General features: G+C 63.8%; 17 protein-coding genes. 6 read left to right on the top strand and 11 right to left on the bottom strand.

Going from position 1 to position 18298, the window contains the following annotated elements:
* Nucleotides 1-470: 470 nt before the first annotated feature.
* The 3 genes from ABNP31_RS14445 (at nt 471) to ABNP31_RS14455 (ending at nt 5512) form a co-directional block, all read left to right on the top strand.
* Nucleotides 471-2537, top strand: a complete 2067-nt coding sequence (locus ABNP31_RS14445; RefSeq protein WP_350012422.1) for a DUF6531 domain-containing protein — start codon at nt 471-473, stop codon at nt 2535-2537.
* A 69-nt stretch (nt 2538-2606) separates the two neighbouring features.
* On the top strand, nt 2607-4457 hold the full coding sequence (locus ABNP31_RS14450; RefSeq protein WP_350012423.1) for an RHS repeat-associated core domain-containing protein: 1851 nt from the start codon (nt 2607-2609) through the stop codon (nt 4455-4457).
* Between the two features lie 788 nt (nt 4458-5245).
* Nucleotides 5246-5512 carry a hypothetical protein gene (locus tag ABNP31_RS14455; protein ID WP_085665561.1) on the top strand — a complete coding sequence of 89 codons (267 nt, stop codon included), beginning with the start codon at nt 5246-5248 and terminating at the stop codon, nt 5510-5512.
* 415 nt (nt 5513-5927) lie between these two features.
* On the opposite strand, the gene madM is transcribed toward ABNP31_RS14455, so the two are convergent.
* The 9 genes from madM to mdcA form a co-directional block, all read right to left on the bottom strand.
* A complete protein-coding gene (madM, locus tag ABNP31_RS14460) occupies nt 5928-6692 on the bottom strand; it encodes a malonate transporter subunit MadM (protein WP_024087229.1) in 765 nt (254 codons plus the stop codon).
* Between the two features lie 2 nt (nt 6693-6694).
* Complete coding sequence (gene madL / locus ABNP31_RS14465) at nt 6695-7117, bottom strand: malonate transporter subunit MadL (RefSeq protein WP_003258591.1); 423 nt, start codon at nt 7115-7117, stop codon at nt 6695-6697.
* A gap of 204 nt (nt 7118-7321) precedes the next feature.
* A complete protein-coding gene (mdcH, locus tag ABNP31_RS14470; RefSeq protein WP_350012424.1) occupies nt 7322-8242 on the bottom strand; it encodes a malonate decarboxylase subunit epsilon in 921 nt (306 codons plus the stop codon).
* Complete coding sequence (locus ABNP31_RS14475) at nt 8239-8853, bottom strand: malonate decarboxylase holo-ACP synthase (RefSeq protein WP_350012425.1); 615 nt, start codon at nt 8851-8853, stop codon at nt 8239-8241. Before ABNP31_RS14475 ends, mdcH begins: the two co-directional genes overlap by 4 nt.
* A gap of 1 nt (nt 8854) precedes the next feature.
* Nucleotides 8855-9646, bottom strand: coding sequence for a biotin-independent malonate decarboxylase subunit gamma (mdcE, locus tag ABNP31_RS14480; RefSeq protein ID WP_238066418.1), 792 nt, complete (start codon nt 9644-9646; stop codon nt 8855-8857).
* A complete protein-coding gene (locus tag ABNP31_RS14485; RefSeq protein WP_085665567.1) occupies nt 9643-10491 on the bottom strand; it encodes a biotin-independent malonate decarboxylase subunit beta in 849 nt (282 codons plus the stop codon). Before ABNP31_RS14485 ends, mdcE begins: the two co-directional genes overlap by 4 nt.
* On the bottom strand, nt 10484-10783 hold the full coding sequence (locus ABNP31_RS14490) for a malonate decarboxylase subunit delta (protein ID WP_024087234.1): 300 nt from the start codon (nt 10781-10783) through the stop codon (nt 10484-10486). The genes ABNP31_RS14485 and ABNP31_RS14490 overlap by 8 nt, the downstream gene beginning before the upstream one ends.
* A 1-nt stretch (nt 10784) precedes the next feature.
* On the bottom strand, nt 10785-11729 hold the full coding sequence (locus tag ABNP31_RS14495) for a triphosphoribosyl-dephospho-CoA synthase (protein ID WP_350012426.1): 945 nt from the start codon (nt 11727-11729) through the stop codon (nt 10785-10787).
* Nucleotides 11729-13390, bottom strand: a complete 1662-nt coding sequence (mdcA, locus tag ABNP31_RS14500; RefSeq protein WP_238066420.1) for a malonate decarboxylase subunit alpha — start codon at nt 13388-13390, stop codon at nt 11729-11731. Before mdcA ends, ABNP31_RS14495 begins: the two co-directional genes overlap by 1 nt.
* Nucleotides 13391-13784: 394 nt before the next feature.
* Between mdcA and ABNP31_RS14505 the strand changes: the two genes are divergently transcribed.
* Nucleotides 13785-14855, top strand: a complete 1071-nt coding sequence (locus ABNP31_RS14505; protein ID WP_350012427.1) for an enoyl-CoA hydratase/isomerase family protein — start codon at nt 13785-13787, stop codon at nt 14853-14855.
* A gap of 16 nt (nt 14856-14871) precedes the next feature.
* A complete protein-coding gene (locus tag ABNP31_RS14510; protein WP_003258582.1) occupies nt 14872-16023 on the top strand; it encodes an acyl-CoA dehydrogenase family protein in 1152 nt (383 codons plus the stop codon).
* Between the two features lie 162 nt (nt 16024-16185).
* Here ABNP31_RS14510 and ABNP31_RS14515 read toward each other — a convergent pair whose 3' ends face one another.
* On the bottom strand, nt 16186-17118 hold the full coding sequence (locus ABNP31_RS14515; protein ID WP_085588409.1) for a LysR family transcriptional regulator: 933 nt from the start codon (nt 17116-17118) through the stop codon (nt 16186-16188).
* Nucleotides 17119-17244: 126 nt separating this feature from the next.
* Here ABNP31_RS14515 and ABNP31_RS14520 point away from each other — a divergent pair, with 126 nt between their 5' ends.
* A complete protein-coding gene (locus ABNP31_RS14520) occupies nt 17245-17508 on the top strand; it encodes a DUF2790 domain-containing protein (RefSeq protein WP_350012428.1) in 264 nt (87 codons plus the stop codon).
* A gap of 1 nt (nt 17509) precedes the next feature.
* Here ABNP31_RS14520 and ABNP31_RS14525 read toward each other — a convergent pair whose 3' ends face one another.
* Nucleotides 17510-18202 (bottom strand): tRNA (adenine(22)-N(1))-methyltransferase, encoded by a 693-nt coding sequence (locus ABNP31_RS14525; protein WP_075045087.1) that lies wholly within the window; start codon nt 18200-18202, stop codon nt 17510-17512.
* Between the last annotated feature and the right edge of the window lie 96 nt (nt 18203-18298).

An 18298-nucleotide genomic window follows, 5' to 3' on the forward strand; every position in this document is an offset into this window, starting at 1 on the left:
CGCCCTGCACCTCACAATCAACAAGTCGCTACCCGTACTGGCCTCATCGCAGGCAAGCCACACACAGTTACTGCACATGGCTTGAAGCCGATGCGGTCGATGTGGGAGCGGGTTCACCCGCGAACACCGGCGCAGCCGGTGCCATCCATCACGTCGCTCGGTTCAAAGGCCTGCCTGTGACCACTTATTACATCCCCAACACCCTGTAACGCCACGAGTCGAACTTTCCTACACATTTTTCGGAAGCCGGACTAGCGACCCGGAACCCTTGCCTCGTTAGTGTCCGGTGCTTGCACCCCGTGCAATTCACCACACCTGCCCGCATGCGCCAGGAGGCTGCATGCCGGCGTTCACCTGCCCGATGGAATGAACAGCAGGAACACTAATGAGCGCACAACACACTCTACGCGTTACCCCAAATACCCTCACTCCAGCCTGGATGATTCATCCCGTCACCTGGGGTACCCACCATGGATAAATGCTCCGGCGTCGTCGCCCCCACCGAGACCTTCGACCAGGACGATGTCGGCGCCAGCACCGAACTGCTGGCGCAATGGCTGACTGACCTCACCGGCCATCTGGTCAACTGGCGCATCGTCATCACCGTCGCGGAGGTAATGCCCGTCGCCGGTTCGGTATTCGCCGCCACCGACGCCATCGGGGACATCATCAGCCTTGTCCAGGGTTCTCCGGAATACCGGGCCGACCTGTTCAACTGGGTTGGCCTTGGCATCAACCTGTTCGCCATTGCACCGATACCCGGCATGAGTCCCGCTCGCAAAGTGATGCGGCCGGTGTTGAAGTCCGCGAGGGCTTCCTCCAAGGACGGCATGGCCCAAGCCCTGCTGATCGCGATGGAAAACGCCCTCGCCGACGTCTGCCGGGGCGACCTGGAAAACTTCGTCAAGGAAATCGACCGGCAATTACAAACCATCCTGGCCAGCTTTGCGCAGAAGGTCGTGGATATCTGCCAGTTCTTCGCAGACCTTATCCGCTCGGCCGCAGACGGCACCGTCAAAAGCACTGCCCTGACCGTTATCTTCCCGGGATTACGCCTGGTTGCCGAAGCCTCCGATTACGCCAAACGCAAAACCGGCTACGGCTTGAGCAGAGACCAGCTTGGCCTGGGGCCGGACCCAAAACTGCTGGCACTGCTCGAACCCATTGCGCTCAGCCTGGAAAGCCTCGGCCGAATGGCAGGCAACAAGATCGCCCAGATCGGCAACAAGGCCACCCCAGGCAGCCTGGCGGCGATCCTGGATGCGCTGAAGCTGGCCCTGAGCAAGCGCAAGCCTGTGGTGATGCGGGCCAACGTGAATGCCGACGGCAGGGTTACCCAAGTGCGGCGCGTTCACCCACAAAACGGCACCGAAGCAGCCCCGCGGCAACGCCCTGCCCGTGCGGACCCCAACTGCCGCAAAGCCGGGGTCGCCGGCGGCACAGGATGCAGCATCAGTTTTGCCCTGGGCAGCGAAACGATCAGCCACACGGACTTCGCGCTACCCGGCGTGTTTCCCATCAACTGGAACAGAACCTATCGCTCGACTCTAGGCGCCTACGACCATAGCCCGTTCGGCGCCCGCTGGATCACGCCGTTCTCCAGCCGCTTCGACCTGGCCGGGGACACGCTCGTCTACCACGGCATCGATGGCCGTAGCCAGCACTACCCCTTGCCTGATGTCAGCAAGCATCACCACGACCCGATCGAAAACCTGTGGGTCGGACGACCAGAGGCTGACAAGCTGGTGCTGGCGCGCGGGCATGTGATGCATGAGGTGTACGTGCGCGACGGTGACCAGTTCCGGCTGGAGCTGATCTCGCATCAGGGCGGTGCACGCATCGCACTGTTCTATGAGCACCGCCATGCCGACCGTTCTGTGCTGTCCGACCTGGTGACATACCAGTACGAAACCGCCCATCAGCACATCCACACGCAACTGGACGATCACGGCCGGATCGTCGCCCTGTGGTTGATGCGTGATGGCCAGCCAGAGCGTCAAGTCGCTGGCTATGAATTCGATGCCCAGGGCGACCTGCGCAGTGCGCGTGACGAACATGGCGCGCAATGGACCTACCAGTACGCCCATCACCTGATCACCCGCTACACCGACCGTACGGGCCGGGGCATGAACCTTGAATGGGTCGGCGAAGGCTCCGACGCCAAGGCCATCCGCGAGTGGGCCGACGACGGCAGCCTGGATACCCGATTGAACTGGGACCCAGATATTCGCCTGACCCGCGTGACCGATGCCAACGGCAACCAGACCCAGCACTTCTACGACAGCTTGGGTTACACCTACCGCATCATCCACCCGAATGGTGACGAAGAATGGCTGTACCGTGACAGGGACAAGAACGTTACCCAGCATGTGCATACTGATGGCAACGCTGATCACTACGTCTATGACAATCGCGGCAATCTACTCCAGCACACCCGCCCGGACTACACGACCGTCCACCACACCTACGACGACCTGGACCAGCGCTTCAAGACCCGCGATGCCGAGGGCGGCCTGTGGAAGTACGACCATGATTAGCGCGGCAACATCATCGAAACGGTCGACCCGCTGGAGAACAAGACCGAGTACACATACAACAGCGAAAACATGCTCGTAGGCATCAAAGATGCCAATGGGAGTGACAGGAAGCTGGGCTATGACCGTGATGGCCGGCTGACCAGCTACACCGACTGCTCAGGAAAGACCACGCAATGGAAATACAGCGCGCAAGGCCAACTGGCCAAGCTCATCAATGCAGCCGGTGAAGCCACCGAATATCAATACCAAGCCGGCCAGCTGACCCGCGTGGTCCTGCCCGACAAAACCTCCGAGCGCTTCGAGCATGATGCCGAAGGTCGTCTGCTCAAGCACACCGATGCCCTGCACCGGCGGACAATCTGGACCTATAACGAAGCCGGTCGGCTCAAACAGCGTCGCAACGACGACGATTCCACGCTCACTTACCACTGGAACAAGCTCGGCCAACTGGTGCGCCTGCGCAACGAAAACAACGCCGAGGCCATATTCAAGTATGACGCGGTCGGCCGACTGACGCGTGAAACCGGTTTTGACCGGGAAACCACCGATTGGCTCTACGACAACGGCAGCCAGTTGCCCACCCGCCGCATTGACGGTGATCGCATCACCCATTTCGAATATGACCCCATGGGAAGGTTGCTGGAGAGCAATGCCGGGCGGCGCGGTGGCAAAGCATGGGAAACCGAGAAGTTCAGCTATGACGGCAATGGCAACCTGCTGCTCGCTGTTAATGACGCCTGCAAACTGCAGTGGTTCTACGATGAGGCAGGCAACAACATCCGCGAGCACCAGCACTTCCGATACATGAAGGAACAGAAGGTCGCCGTCTTCAAGCACGAGTACGACGCTCTTAACCAACGTATCACTTTTGCCTACGACGCGTTGGGTCGGCGCCTGTACAAGAACTCCCGTTCCAAGTACCGCGACCGGCCGCAGGCGGGGCCTGTCTGGAACGAAAACGCGCGACGGGAGTTGGATGGGAGGCTGGGATGCGGCTTTACCTACTATGGCTGGGACGGCAACACCCTGGCCTTCGAATGCCGCGATCCCGATGGTACTGGGCCGATGACCCATTACATCTTCGAACCCGGAACCTTCGTGCCGATTGCACAAGCGGTGTCGAAGGCTAGCTTGGAGTTGATACCTCAACCCGTTTACCAAGCGCCCTACAACATCAATCGGGATCCAGTTTGGCAGCACAAACCCACGCCGAACCCGCTTGACGCCTTTGCCTGGTACCAGTGTGATCACCTTGGGACCCCGATGGAGCTGACCGATGAAATCGGGCAGGTGGCTTGGAGTGGTGTATACAAGGCTTGGGGGGTAGCGGAGGAGAAGCGCAGTGAGCATGCGAAGTGGGCGGATATTCGCAATCCGCTGCGCTTTCAAGGACAGTATTTTGATATCGAGACAGGGCTGCATTATAACCGGCATCGATACTACGACCCGAGTATTGGACGATTTATAGGTAAGGATCCAATTGGCTTCTCAGGCGGACTAAATGTTTACACCTATGCAGCGAACCCCATTGAATGGCTTGATCCCTTAGGGCTTATATCCAACAGAGACTTTAGGCCGACTGCAACTCTCGACAAAAAACTATCCGCATTGGAAGGTGCTCAATCCAGAGCGGTCAGAGAGAGGCATTTATTGGACGGTAGAATCAGATACTATGAGCGAGAATCTCCTGCTAGAACCCAAGGACCCACTAGAGGGCGATCACACGCCACCGAGTGGAATCCAAAAACAGGTGAAGTCAGAAGCTGGGAGGAAAGCTATGATCACTCCGGGAATGTCAATCGCATTCATCCAAAGTCAAAAAACGGAAGAGAAATGAGGCTCCCTCATTACCCTCCAACATTGGCTGACATTGAGCAAGGCTTGGCTGAGCCATCTAAAAATTGCAAATGCGGAGATTAAGCAAATGCCCTTAGAAACAGCAGGATTGACTATTGCTAAAGACCTAGTGGAGCACCTATCAACTCGCAAATACGACGCAGTAAAATTTGCAATGTATGCGTACTCCATCTGGCTAGACTACAAACTTTATCAATCAGACGACACCCAGCTAGTGGAGATAATGGAAAAATTGCGAAGCATGGACGCAGGAGAGGAATTTGAATACTCCAAAGAGGAAATCCTAGAAATATTAAACGGGTATATGAAAAATAACGAATCCAGCTAAAACCCTAACGGCGGAGCACATGCTTATTCCGGCGAATTGCTCCGCCATGTGTAACATCAACTTCACCGCGCCGGTTGAACGACAACGTTCTCCGCAGTTATTGCGGCATTCAGGGCCGCGACGACGAGCGCGGCAACTTGCTGGGCCCGCGTAGCGGCCCGATCGCGACACAAGCCCGCTTCAAGAGGACCGCGCAGCCTCCGTAGGACATTTCTGAACATGAAACCAAATGCTTCAGAATGAACCCGCTTAGGAATTATCCTACGCGCGCTGCCGAACTATCGCTGTTGTCGGGGAAACACCTCACGGATAACGTTTTCGGGTCGCTTCGGTGACCGGGCATGAGAACCCGACAGATAAGCTAGCAGCACCTCTATGGTGGCCGTACGTGGGCGGGCTTTCGCCTGGCCGGGTCTTTGCTAGCTTCTTCTCGGCTTTCTCACACCCGCGTACGGCTGCCACCTTCAATCCATGAGAAAGATTCAGGTGGTAGTTCCATTCCTCTAGAAGCTGGAATTACATAATGAAAAAGCTCGTCCCCGACCCACCCGTCAAACTGACGTCCCGCCCCATCTACACCATCAACCAGGACATGCCCTCGGTTGACGCTCTGATCCACACCCTTCAGCTGATGTCTGGCATCGAAGACACGCTGGACGAATTCATCTGCGCCAACGCCGGCGAGCCCGGCATCAATATGTTGGTCAATGCGGTACATCATGTTCAGATGACCAAGGCCCTGACAGAGTTGCTGTTCCACCGACAGGCCGGGGATATCACCTGGCATTGAAGTAGAGTCGACTGGCCTCATCGGCGGCAAGCCAGCTCTCATAGAACTGCACATAACTCATCGAATTAGCAGGGACTCTGTGGGAGCGGCTTCAGCCGCGAACACCGGCGCCGCCGGTGCCATGCACCGCGTTGGATTCTTCGCGGCTAAAGCCGCTCCCACAGGATACTCGGGCCGCTTGCGAATTCAGTTTTCTACGCGACAGCGCAGTCCAAAGGGCTGGGCAATCTCCCACAGGTACAGCATTGCTCTCGAGGTTGTCGCTGTACCTGTAGGAGCGGCCTTGTGTCGCGATGGGGCGCGCAGCGGCCCCAGGATCTTGGCTGCGGTGCGGATATCGCTGGGGCCGCGTTGCGGCCCGATCGCGACACAAGGCCGCTCCTACAAGGGGTCTGCGCAGTCCAGCAGATTGTTGTCAACCGACCAGGGCGCGTACGCAGAAGTACAGGATCGACGGGCCCATCAGGCAGCCCAACCCGGTATGGAAGGTGGCTGTCAGTGCCCCGTACGGCACCAGGCGCCGGTCGGTCGCCGCCAGCCCGGCCGTCACCCCCGACACCGTCCCCGCCAACCCACCGAACACCATCGCCGAACGTGGGTTGTCCAGCGCCAGCAGGCGCGCCGATACCGGGGTGAACACCATCACCAGGATCGCCTTGATCAGCCCGGTGGCAATCGACAGCGCCATCACGTCCGAGCTGGCCCCCAGCGCCGCCCCGGTCACCGGCCCGACGATATAGGTCACCGCACCCGCACCGATGGTGGTCATGCTCACCGCATCACGGTAACCGAAGGCGTAGGCCACCGCAGCGCCGACAATGAACGGCAGCACCGTGCCGAGCAGCAGCGCCACCGCGCCGATCATCCCGGCCCTGCGCGCCTCGGTGGCCTGCACCTCGAAGGCCGTAGCGACAATGGCGAAGTCGCGTAGCATGGCCCCGCCCATCAGGCCGATGCCGGAGAACAGCGCCATGTCGGCCAGGCCTTTCTGGCCACCGGTAATGGTGCCGCCGACCCAGGCCAGCACCAGGCCGATGACGATGGCGATGGCCGAGCCGTGCACGCGGCCGAAGGTCAGGTACTTCGACAGCACCACCGACAACCACATGATCGCGCCCACCACCGCGAAGGCAGTGATCAAACCGTTATGTTCCAGGGCATTGTCAATGATCGGCCACATGATCAACGCCCTCCTGCAGGGGCAGCCTGCACATTGCTTTCGGGGCCGGCCTCCACTGCCGGCAAGGGTTCGCCGCGGTGGCTCCGGCTGATCAGGGCAATGGTCGCACCGCACACCAGTACCGCACCCACCGCCGCCAGCAACGCCACCGGCCCGCCGTGCAGGGCGGTGACCACGTTCTGCTGGGCAGCCATGGCCACCACCACCGGGATGTACATGGCGCCCCAGAAGCCCACGCCGAACTCGCATTCCTTGCTCATGCCGCCGTTGCGGTGCATGTACAGGCGTGCGCAGATCAGCAGGATCATGGCGATGCCGACCCCGCCCACATTGGATTTGACGCCCAGCAGCACGCCCAGGAAGTCGCCGACGATGACGCCGGCAAGCGTGCAGACCGCCAGCAGTGCCACACCATAGATGATCATTGTTGTTGTCCTCAGGTAGTGTCGAAGTTGCTTGTTGTTGTTCTTCGTAAACACACTTTTGTGCGGGTTTCGCCCCCATGGAACTGAACACTGTGGGAGCGGCTTTAGCCGCGAACACCGGCGCAGCCGGTGCCATGCACCGCGCTGGATTCTTCGCGGCTAAAGCCGCTCCCACAGGGGGCGCCATCCGCCGCGGTGCCGCTGTCATCGATCGTTAGCCACCTCCTGTCGCAGCAGCGCATCCAGGGTGTCCCAGCGGGTGCCTTCAACAGCAACCACCCTGCCCTGTTCGAACACCGGCCGGGCCAGCCCGCCGAGCACGTTGCCGGGCGGCAGTTCCAGGTGCAGGCGCACACCACGCTCATAGGCGTTGCGCAACGTAGCACGCCAGTCGACCACCCGCGCCATGTTGCCGGCCAGGTCGTCGCGCAGACGCTGTGGGTCGAATATCGGCCGTGCACTGCTGCCGCTGAGGTAGGTGATACGCGGTCGCTGCAGCTCGACCGTGGCGAAGGCACTGGCCAGCTCGGCCGCCGGGCCATCCAGCAACGGGCAATGCGACGGCACGCTGACCGCCAGGCGCCGGGCCACGCCCTGGCCCAGCCGGCGTGCCTTGGCGGCAACCGCAGCCATCGCGCCATCGCTGCCGGCGATGACGATCTGGTTGTCGCTGTTGAGGTTGGCGACATACACCTCGCCGCCCGTATCGCTGAGCAAGCGTTCGACACAGGCCAGGTCCAGGCCGCTGAGTGCGGTCATGCCGTAGCCTTGCGGATAAGCGCGCTGCATCAGTTCGCCACGCAGGGCAACCAGGCGCACGGCATCGGCAAAGCCCAGGGCGCCCGCCGTGACCGCCGCCGGGTAGGCGCCAATCGACAAGCCCGCCACGTAATCCGGCGCGGGGCTGCGCTGCATCAGCCTGCGCGCCCAGGCCACGCCAGCCAGCAGCAGGCACAGCTGCACGGCACGGGTCGTCTGCAGGGCCTGCTGGCTGTCCAGCGCCAGAGCCTGCTCGCCGAGGGTGTCACTGGCCTCTTCCAGCAATTGCCCGGCACCCTCAGGCAGGCGCTGCAGCATGCCCACCTGCTGGGCGCCCTGGCCGGGGAAGGCGAACAGGCTGCTCATGCTGCACGCTCCATCGCTGCCCATGGGTCGCTGACCAAACGTGGGCCCTGGGCCGACTTGAGCAGCACGCGGCGGGCGTAGCCGGCCCACTCACGCAAGGCGACAGCACCCGCCGGGGTTTCCAGCTGCAGGTCGATACGACAAGGCGCGCAATCGAGGATATCCAGCAGCTCACGCGCCTGCGCCCGGGCCAGCGGTTGTGGCGTGCGCAGCAGCAAGTCCAGGTCGCTGTCGGCGTGTATTACCTCCATACCGGTGGCGATCTGGTACCCCACCCCACCTGTCGGCCCCCAGGCCAGGCCGCTGGCATCCAGTACCGGGGCGACCGAGGCCAGGGCCTGCAATGCAGGCCAAGGGCTTTCAGCTTGCCAGCGCAGTGCTTCGGGGCCTTGCTGACACTGGATATCGGCCAGCCGCATCAGTACACCCGACCGCTGCGCCCTGCCCTGGCCACGCAGCCCCACCGCCACCCAGCCGTCCGCACAAGTGGCACGGCGCACCACCACCGGCTGGCCGCTCAGCAGCACATCCTGCGCCCAACGCGGCGCATCAGCAGGCAGGCACGATACGGGCATGCCCCACAGCAGGTCGTGCGGCCTTGGCGCGTTCATCTCAAGCGCCCTGCCACTGGCGGCGCAGCTGTTCGCGCACCTGGCGCGAGGCGCTGCGGTTTTCGCCCGCCAGCCGCGACGACAGGTCGCTCGAGCTGCCGATGTCGCGCACTGCATCTGCCAGGCAGGCACGTACCTGGGCGATGTCGGCACTGCTCGGCGTCTCGGCGCTGCCCACCGTCAGGCGGCGCCACAGCAGGCCCAACGAGGCGTAGCTGGCCAGGTCGTAGGCCATTGGCGGCACCTCGGCGGCCAGGGCTTCCAGTTGCTCGACGCTGCGCAGGGTGATGCGCGCCGCCGCCGCCTTGCCCATGGCGTGCACCATGACCCCGGCATCGTCCAGGGCGATCAGGCGCTGGGCCTGGTAACCGTGGGCCAGGAAGGCACCAGACATGGCCTTGCCGACCAGCAGGCCGATCACCGGGTGCCCGGCCAGCCGCGCCTGGGCATAAGCCTGCACCGCAGCGGCCAAAGCCTGGTGAATACCCAACGCCTCCTCACGGCGGCCATAGGCCTGGCTAGGCACGTCGATCACCGCGACGATGGCGCGCTTCTGGCCATGGCGGTCAGCCTCGACCGCTTCGCTCACGGCCTTGGCCAGGCCCCAGCCTTCCAGCAGGCCGACTTCGCCCGAGCGCGCCCGGGGGAACGGGTTGTCGGCGTCCGGCACCACGGCGATGAAACGCGCCAGGCGGTTGTCCAGCTCGCCATCGATTACCCGCAACGACGCGGGGTAGCCGGGCAAGGCTTGCCCGCCGGCCAGGCCCGGCAGCCAGTTCAAGGCACGGTTCATTTGGCTTCTCCTTGGTAAAGGTCACGCACGGCAGCGGCATCCAGTTGCGGGCAGCCATCGCCCAGCCGGGCCAGGCGTTCGAGGAACCAGGCGTGTTGACCGGCGCGATCCCTTGAAGGCTCGTCGAGCAATTGCAGCAAGCGTTCGCGCAAAACCTCGATGTCATCGGCCACATAGGCATCGACCAGGCCGCTGGCGTGGCGCTGCTCGCCGCCGGTCAAGCTCCAGATGAAGGGGCGGTCCTTGGCGTCGTATTCACCGATGCCCGCTTCCTGCTCGATCACCTGCGGGCCGTTGAGGCCCAGGCGGGCTTCGCGGGTGACCAGCAAGTGGCTGCACAGGCCGGCGGCGATGGACATGCCGCCGAAACAGCCGACCGAACCTGCGACCAGACCGACCACCGGCTGCCAGGCGCGCAGCTCGACAATCGCCGCCTGTATTTCGGCAATCGCCGCCAGGCCCAGGTTGGCTTCCTGCAGGCGTACACCGCCGGTTTCCAGCAGCAGCACGGCGCAGGTGGGGATGCCGTTGCGGTTGTCTTCGATGGCCAGCTCCAGCGCACCGGCGATCTTGGCCCCCCCCACCTCGCCCATGCTGCCGCCCTGGAAGCCGCCTTCGATGGCGGCAACCACAGCGTTGCGCCCGTTCAGCAGGCCCTTGGCAATGACCACGCCATCATCGGCCTGGGGCACGATGCCCTGGCGCGGCAGCCAGGGTGACATCAGCCGGTCGAACGGGCCCAGCAGTTCACGGAAGCTGCCCGGGTCGAGCACGGCGCGGGCGCGCTGGCGGGCGCCCAGTTCGACAAAGCTGCGGCTGTGCAGCAGGCGTGCGATATCAGTCATGGGCGATCTCCTCGAAGCCTTGCTCCAGGCGCAGGCGCACCACGCCTGGGGTGGCGCCGAAATCATGGATGTCGATGTTCACGGCCGGCCAGGTGCGGCCCTCGAACAGGCGCTGGAACAGCTGCGCCCAGCGGGCAGCGCTGCCGTTGACCGAAGTCACCACCTGGATTTGCAGGCTGCCGGCGGTGCCGGGTTCGATCAGCACTTCAAGGTCGCCGGAGCTGACGCAGCCCACCAGCGTGCGGCCACGCCCAGGGGCGGCGGCGGGGAATTGAAAGGTCAGGGTTTCCATGTCACAGGCTCCCGGCTTTGTCGAGGAACAGGCAGGCGGCCAGCAGATCGGCGGCGCCGCCCGGTGAGGCATTCAGGTGCAGCAGGTGCTGGTCCAGCCGGCGCAGCTGTCGGCGCCCGGCCAGCGTGGCGCTGCCGCCTTCGCTCAGCACGGTAAGGGCGCCGTGCTGGACGGCAGCCAACCCGGTCGGGCCGCTGCGCCAGAGCACGCAGGTATCGTTGAGCACGGCCATGATCGCCAGCAGCGCGTCCAGCCGGGCGTGCGGCTCGCTGGCACCGGCGGTGCGGCTGCGCTGCAGTTGTGGCAGGCCGTGACCGATAACCGCCGGGAAACCTTGTTGCGCCTGTTCGCGGGCGCCGCCAGTGCCATAGCGGCGGCGTACCTGCAGGCCATGGCTGTCTTGGGTGGTCATGGCGGGGTCGTCGAACAGTGCGATGCGACCGGCACGGGCAGCCAGGGTGTCGGTATCGGCCTGGGTGTCGAGGGCCTTGGATGCTACCAGCAGGCCGAGGGCCCAGATTGCGCCGCGGTGGGTGTTGACCCCGCCGGTGGCGGCCAGCATCGCCGCCTCGCCTTCGCGGCCGAGCTGGCCCAGGGTGGCGCGCAGGGGCTGGCCGAGGGTGCCGATGGCCTGGGCGGCTTCGGCCATGTTGCGCAGGCATGGCCACAGGGCCAGGGCCGAGGCATGCATCAGGGCCAGGGTCATGTCGTGGTGGGCGCCGTTGCCACGGCGGTCGACCAGGCCGGGTTTGGGGGACAGGTCGGCTTCGTCGATCAGGGCTTCCACGGCCAGGTCGGCCAGTTGGTCGGCCAGGGGTAATTCGGTTGCCTGTGCTGGCCTCTTCGCGGGTAAACCCGCTCCCACAAGGATCGCGCAATCTTCAAATGCATCACTATTCCTGTGCTCGCGAAGAAGCCCACGCGGTTGCAAGTCGAGTGCTTTCATCACCAGCTCCTGAACCGTGCAGGCGGGTTGTAGAGGCCGCCGGACCATTCGACCAGGTCGGCGATGCTGCGCGCGGCCAGCAGCTCGCGGCTGGCGTCGGTGCGGCGGATGCCGAGGTCTTCGGGCAAGGCGACCAGGCCTTGCTGGCGCAGGCGCTGAGTGTCCTTGGGGTCGTGCCGCAGGCCGATGGCGGTAACCCCGGCCACGGCGGCGATCATCTGCTGGCGCTCTTCCAGGCTGCGGGCCTTGTACAGGTAGGCAATGCCCTCCTCGGTCAGCAGGTGGGTGACGTCGTCGCCATAGATCATCACCGGTGCCAGCGGCATGCCGGCTTTCCTGGCCACTTCCACGGCATCGAGGGTTTCCACGAAGGTGGGCTTGCCGCCTTCCTGGTAGGTCTCGACCATCTGCACCACCAGTTTGCGACCGCGTTCGAGCATGGTTTCCGGCACGGTCATGTCGAGCCAGGCCGGGGTCGCATGGCGCCGGCCACGGGGGTCGTGGCCCATGTTCGGGGCACCGCCGAAGCCGGCCAGGCGGCCGCGGGTCACGGTCGAGGAATGGCCATCGCCATCCACCTGCAGGGTGGCGCCAATGAACAGGTCGACAGCGTACTGCCCGGCCAGCTGGCACATCATGCGGTTGGAACGCAGCGAACCATCACGACCGGTGAAGAACACGTCCGGGCGCTGGGCGATGTAGCCCTCCATGCCCAGCTCGGTACCGAAGCAGTGCACGCTTTCCACCCAGCCGGTCTCGATGGCCGGGATCAGCGTCGGGTGCGGGTTGAGTGTCCAGTTGCGGCAGATCTTGCCCTTCAGGCCCAGGGACTCGCCATAGGTGGGCAGGATCAGTTCGATGGCGGCGGTGTTGAAGCCAATGCCATGGTTCAGCGACTGCACCTGGTGTCTTTCGTAGATGCCGCGAATGGCCATCATCGCCATCAGCACGTGCACCGGCTTGATATGGCGCGGGTCGCGGGTGAACAGCGGCTCTATATAGAAAGGCTGGTCGGCAACCACCACGAAATCGACCCAGGATGCCGGGATATCGACCCGTGGCAGGTCATCCACGCGGTCCACCAGCTGGTTGACCTGGGCAATGACGATGCCGTCGCTGAACGCGGCCGGCTCCACCAGTGCCGGGGTGTCTTCGGTGCTGGGGCCGGTGAACAGGTTGCCATCGCGATCGGCCATGAAACCAGCCACCAGGGTAACGTTGGGGATCAGGTCGACCAGCAGCCGCGAGTACAGCTCGATATAGGTGTGGATTGCACCGACTTCGAGCAGGCCGTCTTCCAGCAGCTGGCCAATGCGCAGGCTCTGCGGGCCGGCGAAGGAGAAGTCGAGCTTGCGGGCGATGCCACGTTCGAACAGGTCCAGGTGCTCGGCGCGGCTGACGCTGGGCATGATCATGTGCAGGTCGTGCAGGCGCCCAGGGTCGACCTTGGCCAGCGCACGCGAGAGGAAGTCGGCCTGCTTCTGGTTGTTGCCTTCGAGCACTACCCGGTCGCCGGGAGCCAGCAGCAGTTCCAGGGCTTCGACGATACGCTCGGTGGGCAGCACCACGCCGTCGGCGAGGTGGCGGACCCGGTCAAGGCGGCGCTGCTTTTCGGCGCGCCGCCGCGACCATTGCGGCGGTGGATTCTTGGTTGTTGTCATGGTGACTCCACGGGTTCGCTGTCGTGGGGGTCACCTTAGGGCTGGGGTGGTTGCGCATCAATCAAGCTCAGGCACTGATCGTTACGGTCAGGGTAACGATTTAGCATATGCGCTGTCGCTCATGGCCCTATCGCCGGCAAGCCTGCTCCCCACAGGTACAGCGCAGGCCTTGAAAGTTGTGCGGTATCTGTGGGAGCTGGCTTGCCGGCGATAGGGCCAGCCGGCCAACCTGAAACCTTGGTAGAGTGGCGTTATCGCCACACAAGACAAAAATGCAGAATCCCCCTGCAGATTTGTCGATTGTGCAAGGCAAATTCGCATGACAGGATCCTGCGATCCTCCAGCGAACTCCAGACTTCACTTGGAAAATCAATAACAAAGCAGGGAGAACGCAATGACTGCGCACGCTCATACCTCGGCAACCGACCATGTGCTGGCCGAGGTCCGCAACCAGATCGGCCATCTGACCCTGAACCGCCCCGCCGGCCTCAATGCCCTGACCCTGGACATGGTCCGCAGCCTGCGCCAGCACCTCGACCTGTGGGCCGAAGACCCGCACGTGCACGCCGTGGTACTGCGTGGCGAGGGCCCCAAGGGTTTCTGCGCCGGTGGCGATATCCGCTCGCTGCACGACAGCTTCAAGGCTGGCGAAACGCTGCATGAAACCTTCTTCGTCGAGGAATACGCCCTTGACCTGGCCATCCACCGCTACCGCAAGCCGGTGCTGGTGCTGATGGACGGCTTCACCCTCGGTGGCGGCATGGGCCTGGCCCAAGGCTGCGACCTGCGCGTGGTCACCGAGCGCAGCCGCTTGGGCATGCCTGAAGTGGCAATCGGCTACTTCCCGGATGTGGGTGGCAGCTACTTCCTGTCGCGTATCCCTGGCGAGCTGGGCACCTACCTGGGCGTCAGTGGCAGCCAGATCCAGGCAGCCGATGCACTGTACTGCGGCCTGGCCGACTGGTACCTGGCCAGCGACCAGCTGGCAGCCCTCGACCGGGGCCTGGACCAGCTGCACTTCGGCGACCAGCCACTCAAGGACCTGCAGAACCTGCTGGCCAGGCTCGGCACCCAGGTGCTCGACGATGCGCCGCTGGAAAAACTGCGCCCGGTCATCGACCACTTCTTCGCCCTGCCCGACGTGCCTGCCATCGTCGAGCAACTGCGTGCGGTGAGCATTGGCGACAGCCACGCCTGGGCCGTGGCCACCGCCGACCAGCTGGAAAGCCGCTCGCCGCTGGCCATGGCGGTTACTCTGGAGATGCTGCGCCGGGGTCGCCACCTGAGCCTTGACGACTGCTTTGCCATGGAGCTGCACCTGGACCGCCAGTGGTTCCAGCACGGCGACATCATCGAAGGCGTGCGCGCGCTGATCATCGACAAGGACAAGCAGCCACGCTGGAACCCGCCGACCCTGGCCGCACTGCAACGCCAGCGGGTCGACCAATTCTTCGAAGGCCTGTGAGCCCGGGAGTACACAGATGCAAGACCTGGAACTGAGCGAAGAACAGATCATGATCCGCGACATGGCCCGGGACTTTGCCCGTGGCGAGATCGCCCCGCATGCCCAGGCCTGGGAAAAGGCCGGCTGGATCGACGATGGTGTGGTGCGCAAGATGGGCGAACTGGGCCTGCTGGGCATGGTGGTGCCGGAAGACTTTGGCGGCAGCTACACCGACTACGTCGCCTACGCCCTGGCGGTGGAAGAGATCGCCGCCGGATGCGGTGCCACCGGAGCGATGATGAGCATCCACAACTCGGTGGGCTGCGGCCCGCTGCTGGCCTACGGCACGGCCGAACAGCAACAGCAGTGGCTGCCACGCCTGGCCACCGGCGAGGTGATCGGCTGCTTCTGCCTGACCGAGCCACAGGCCGGTTCCGAGGCGCACAACCTGCGCACCCGCGCCGAGCTGGTGGATGGCCAGTGGGTGATCAACGGCGCCAAGCAGTTCGTCAGCAACGCCCGCCGCGCCGGGTTGGCCATCGTCTTCGCGGTGACCGACCCGGAGCTGGGCAAAAAGGGCCTGTCGGCGTTCCTGGTGCCAACCGACAACCCGGGCTTCAAGGTCGATCGCAGCGAGCACAAGATGGGCATCCGCGCCTCCGACACCTGCGCGGTCACCTTCGACAACTGCCGCATCCCTGCCGCCAACATCCTCGGTGAGCGTGGCAAGGGCCTGGCCATCGCCCTGTCCAACCTCGAGGGCGGCCGTATCGGCATTGCTGCCCAGGCACTGGGCATTGCCCGCGCCGCGTTCGAGGCGGCGTTGGCCTACTCGCGTGATCGGGTGCAGTTCGGCAAGCCGATCAACGAACACCAGAGCATCGCCAACCTGCTGGCCGACATGCAGGTGCAGGTGAATGCCGCGCGCTTGCTGATCCTGCATGCCGCGCGCCTGCGCAGCGCCGGCAAGCCGTGCCTGTCGGAGGCCTCGCAGGCCAAGCTGTTCGCTTCGGAAATGGCCGAGCGGGTGTGCTCGATGGCGATCCAGGTGCATGGCGGGTATGGCTACCTGGAGGATTACCCGGTGGAGCGCTACTACCGCGATGCGCGGATCACGCAGATCTATGAAGGGTCTAGCGAGATCCAGCGGATGCTGATTGCGCGGGAGTTGAAGCACTACCCGCTTTAAAACCTTGCGCGATCCCTGTAGGAGCGGCCTTGTGTCGCGATAGGGCCGCATGGCGGCCCCAGCAATTTGTGCATCGAAGCTGACATCCTGGGGCCGCTTTGCGGCCCTTTCGCGACACAAGGCCGCTCCTGCAAGGGCCAGCGTTAACCGCCCCGCACTCGTCTATCGCCAATAGCGCGAATCATCCACCACCCTGGCATGCCCCTCGAACAGCGCCGGCAACTGCTCCTTTAGGTAGTCGATCCAGGTGCGCACCTTGGCATCCAGATAATGCCGTGACGGGTAGATCGCATACAGCGCGCTCTCGCGCAGGCGATACGGCGCCAGCAACCGGCACAACCGCCCCTGCTCGATCGCCTGGCTGGCGGTGTAGAACGGCAGCAGGCCAATGCCCATGCCCAGCTCGCTGGCCACCAGCATGGCGTCGGCGACGTTGGTGGAAAAACTGTCGCTCGGTGCGATCACGCACTGGTCAACCCCTTGCGGGAACACCCAGTCACCTTCGTACATCGGATAAGCCATGCGCAGGCAACGGTGCTGGTGCAGGTCTTCCGGGCGCTCTGGCACGCCGTGGGCCACCAGGTAGCTCGGCGCCGCGCAGGGGATGCTGAAAATGTTGCCCAGCGGCACGGCGATCAGCTGCGAATCCGGCAGCGCCCCGTCCACGGTAATCACCACGTCATGCCCTTCGGCCAGCGGGTCGGGGTTGCGCTGGGACAGGGTCAGCTCGATCACCACCTCCGGGCACAATGCGTTGTAGCCGGCCACCAGCGGCATCAGCAACAGGCCCAGGCCGTGCGGGCAATGCAAACGCAGGTGGCCGCGGGGCGTGAGGTGCGCGCCACGGGCTTCGCCCACCGCCTCTTCGGTCAGCAACATGATCTGCCGCGAGCGCTCGAGAAACCGCTCGCCCGCCTCGCTCATGCGCAAACGCCGCGTGGTGCGGTGCAGCAGGCGGGTCTGCAGCTGGTTTTCCAGCTCGGCAACGATGCGCGAAACCTGCGCCGCAGAAATGTCCAGGGCATTGGCGGCCGCAGCGAAGCTGCCACATTCCACCACACGGGCGAAGGTACGCATGGCATGCAGCATGTCCATGAAGGTGTGCTCCTTGTTCGGTCTTATTCTTGCGTTACAGGCAGGAATCTATCACGGGTTAGCCCATTTATTGTGGATGACCAATGAATGGATCATTAGCCATACATTGAAAAAAAGGAGCCTGCCATGAAACGTTCGATCGCTGTCCTTGCCGTTGCGGCTACTCTCGCCTCGTTCGGTGCCCTTGCCGACAGCGGCAGCAACCAGCCGGTCAGCAGCAGCAACTACGAATACGGCATGCCGCTGGACGTGGCCAAGGTCATCTCCATCACCCCGGCCAGCAACGCCGCCGACTGCCAGGTTGGCACCGCGCACATGGTGTATGTCGACCACCAGGGCCAGAAGCGCGAAATCGACTACCGGGAAATGGGCAACTGCTCGCAGCAGTGAGTCAGGCCAGCACCTCGGTGATCCAGCCGACCTGTTGCCTGAAGTCGTCGATTTTCGCCTGAGGCACCGCACCGCGGGCCCGCTCGAAGTTGGCCAGGGTCTGCTGCTTCTGCCGCAGCATGCGCCGCCACTTGACCAGGAACGCCTCGCTTTTCTCCTGCACCAGCACCGGGCCGAAGTACAGCTGTTCAGCGGTGTACGCCGCCCCGCCCGGCTCGGCGACGATGATCTCGTAGTCGAAGCGGTTTTCCCGCAGCAGCTCTTCGCTGACGATCCGGTAACCATTGCCCACCAGCCATTGGCGCAGTTCGCGCTCGGCGCCATTGGGCTGCAGCACCAGGCGGGTGACGCCGGCCAGGCGCTGTTTGCCGGCCTCGAGGATTTCGCACATGGTGTCGCCACCCATGCCGCAGATACTGATCACCGTGATGCGGTCTTCCGCCTCGACCGCTGCCAGGCCATTGGCCAGGCGCACGCTGACCCGCCCTTCCAGGCCGTTCCTGCGCACGTTGCGCTGGGCCGAGGCAAACGGCGTCTGCGCCACTTCGCCCGCTACCGCCGCGTCCAGCACGCCGCGCAGCATCAAGGCCACCGGCAGGTAGCCATGGTCCGAGCCGATGTCGGCCAGGCGCGCGCCTTGCGGTACTTGTGCAGCCACGCGCTCCAGGCGCCTGGACAATGTCTGTTCGTTCAACGTAAACCCCTGCTTTGCAATCGGCCGCGATTCTGACGGCGAACGCCGCGCATTTCAAACACCGGGGTGCCCTCGACCGTGCCGGCGCGCTCGCGT

Origin of the sequence: Pseudomonas asiatica (assembly GCF_040214835.1) — a bacterium.
Taxonomy (GTDB): domain Bacteria; phylum Pseudomonadota; class Gammaproteobacteria; order Pseudomonadales; family Pseudomonadaceae; genus Aquipseudomonas; species Aquipseudomonas putida_Z.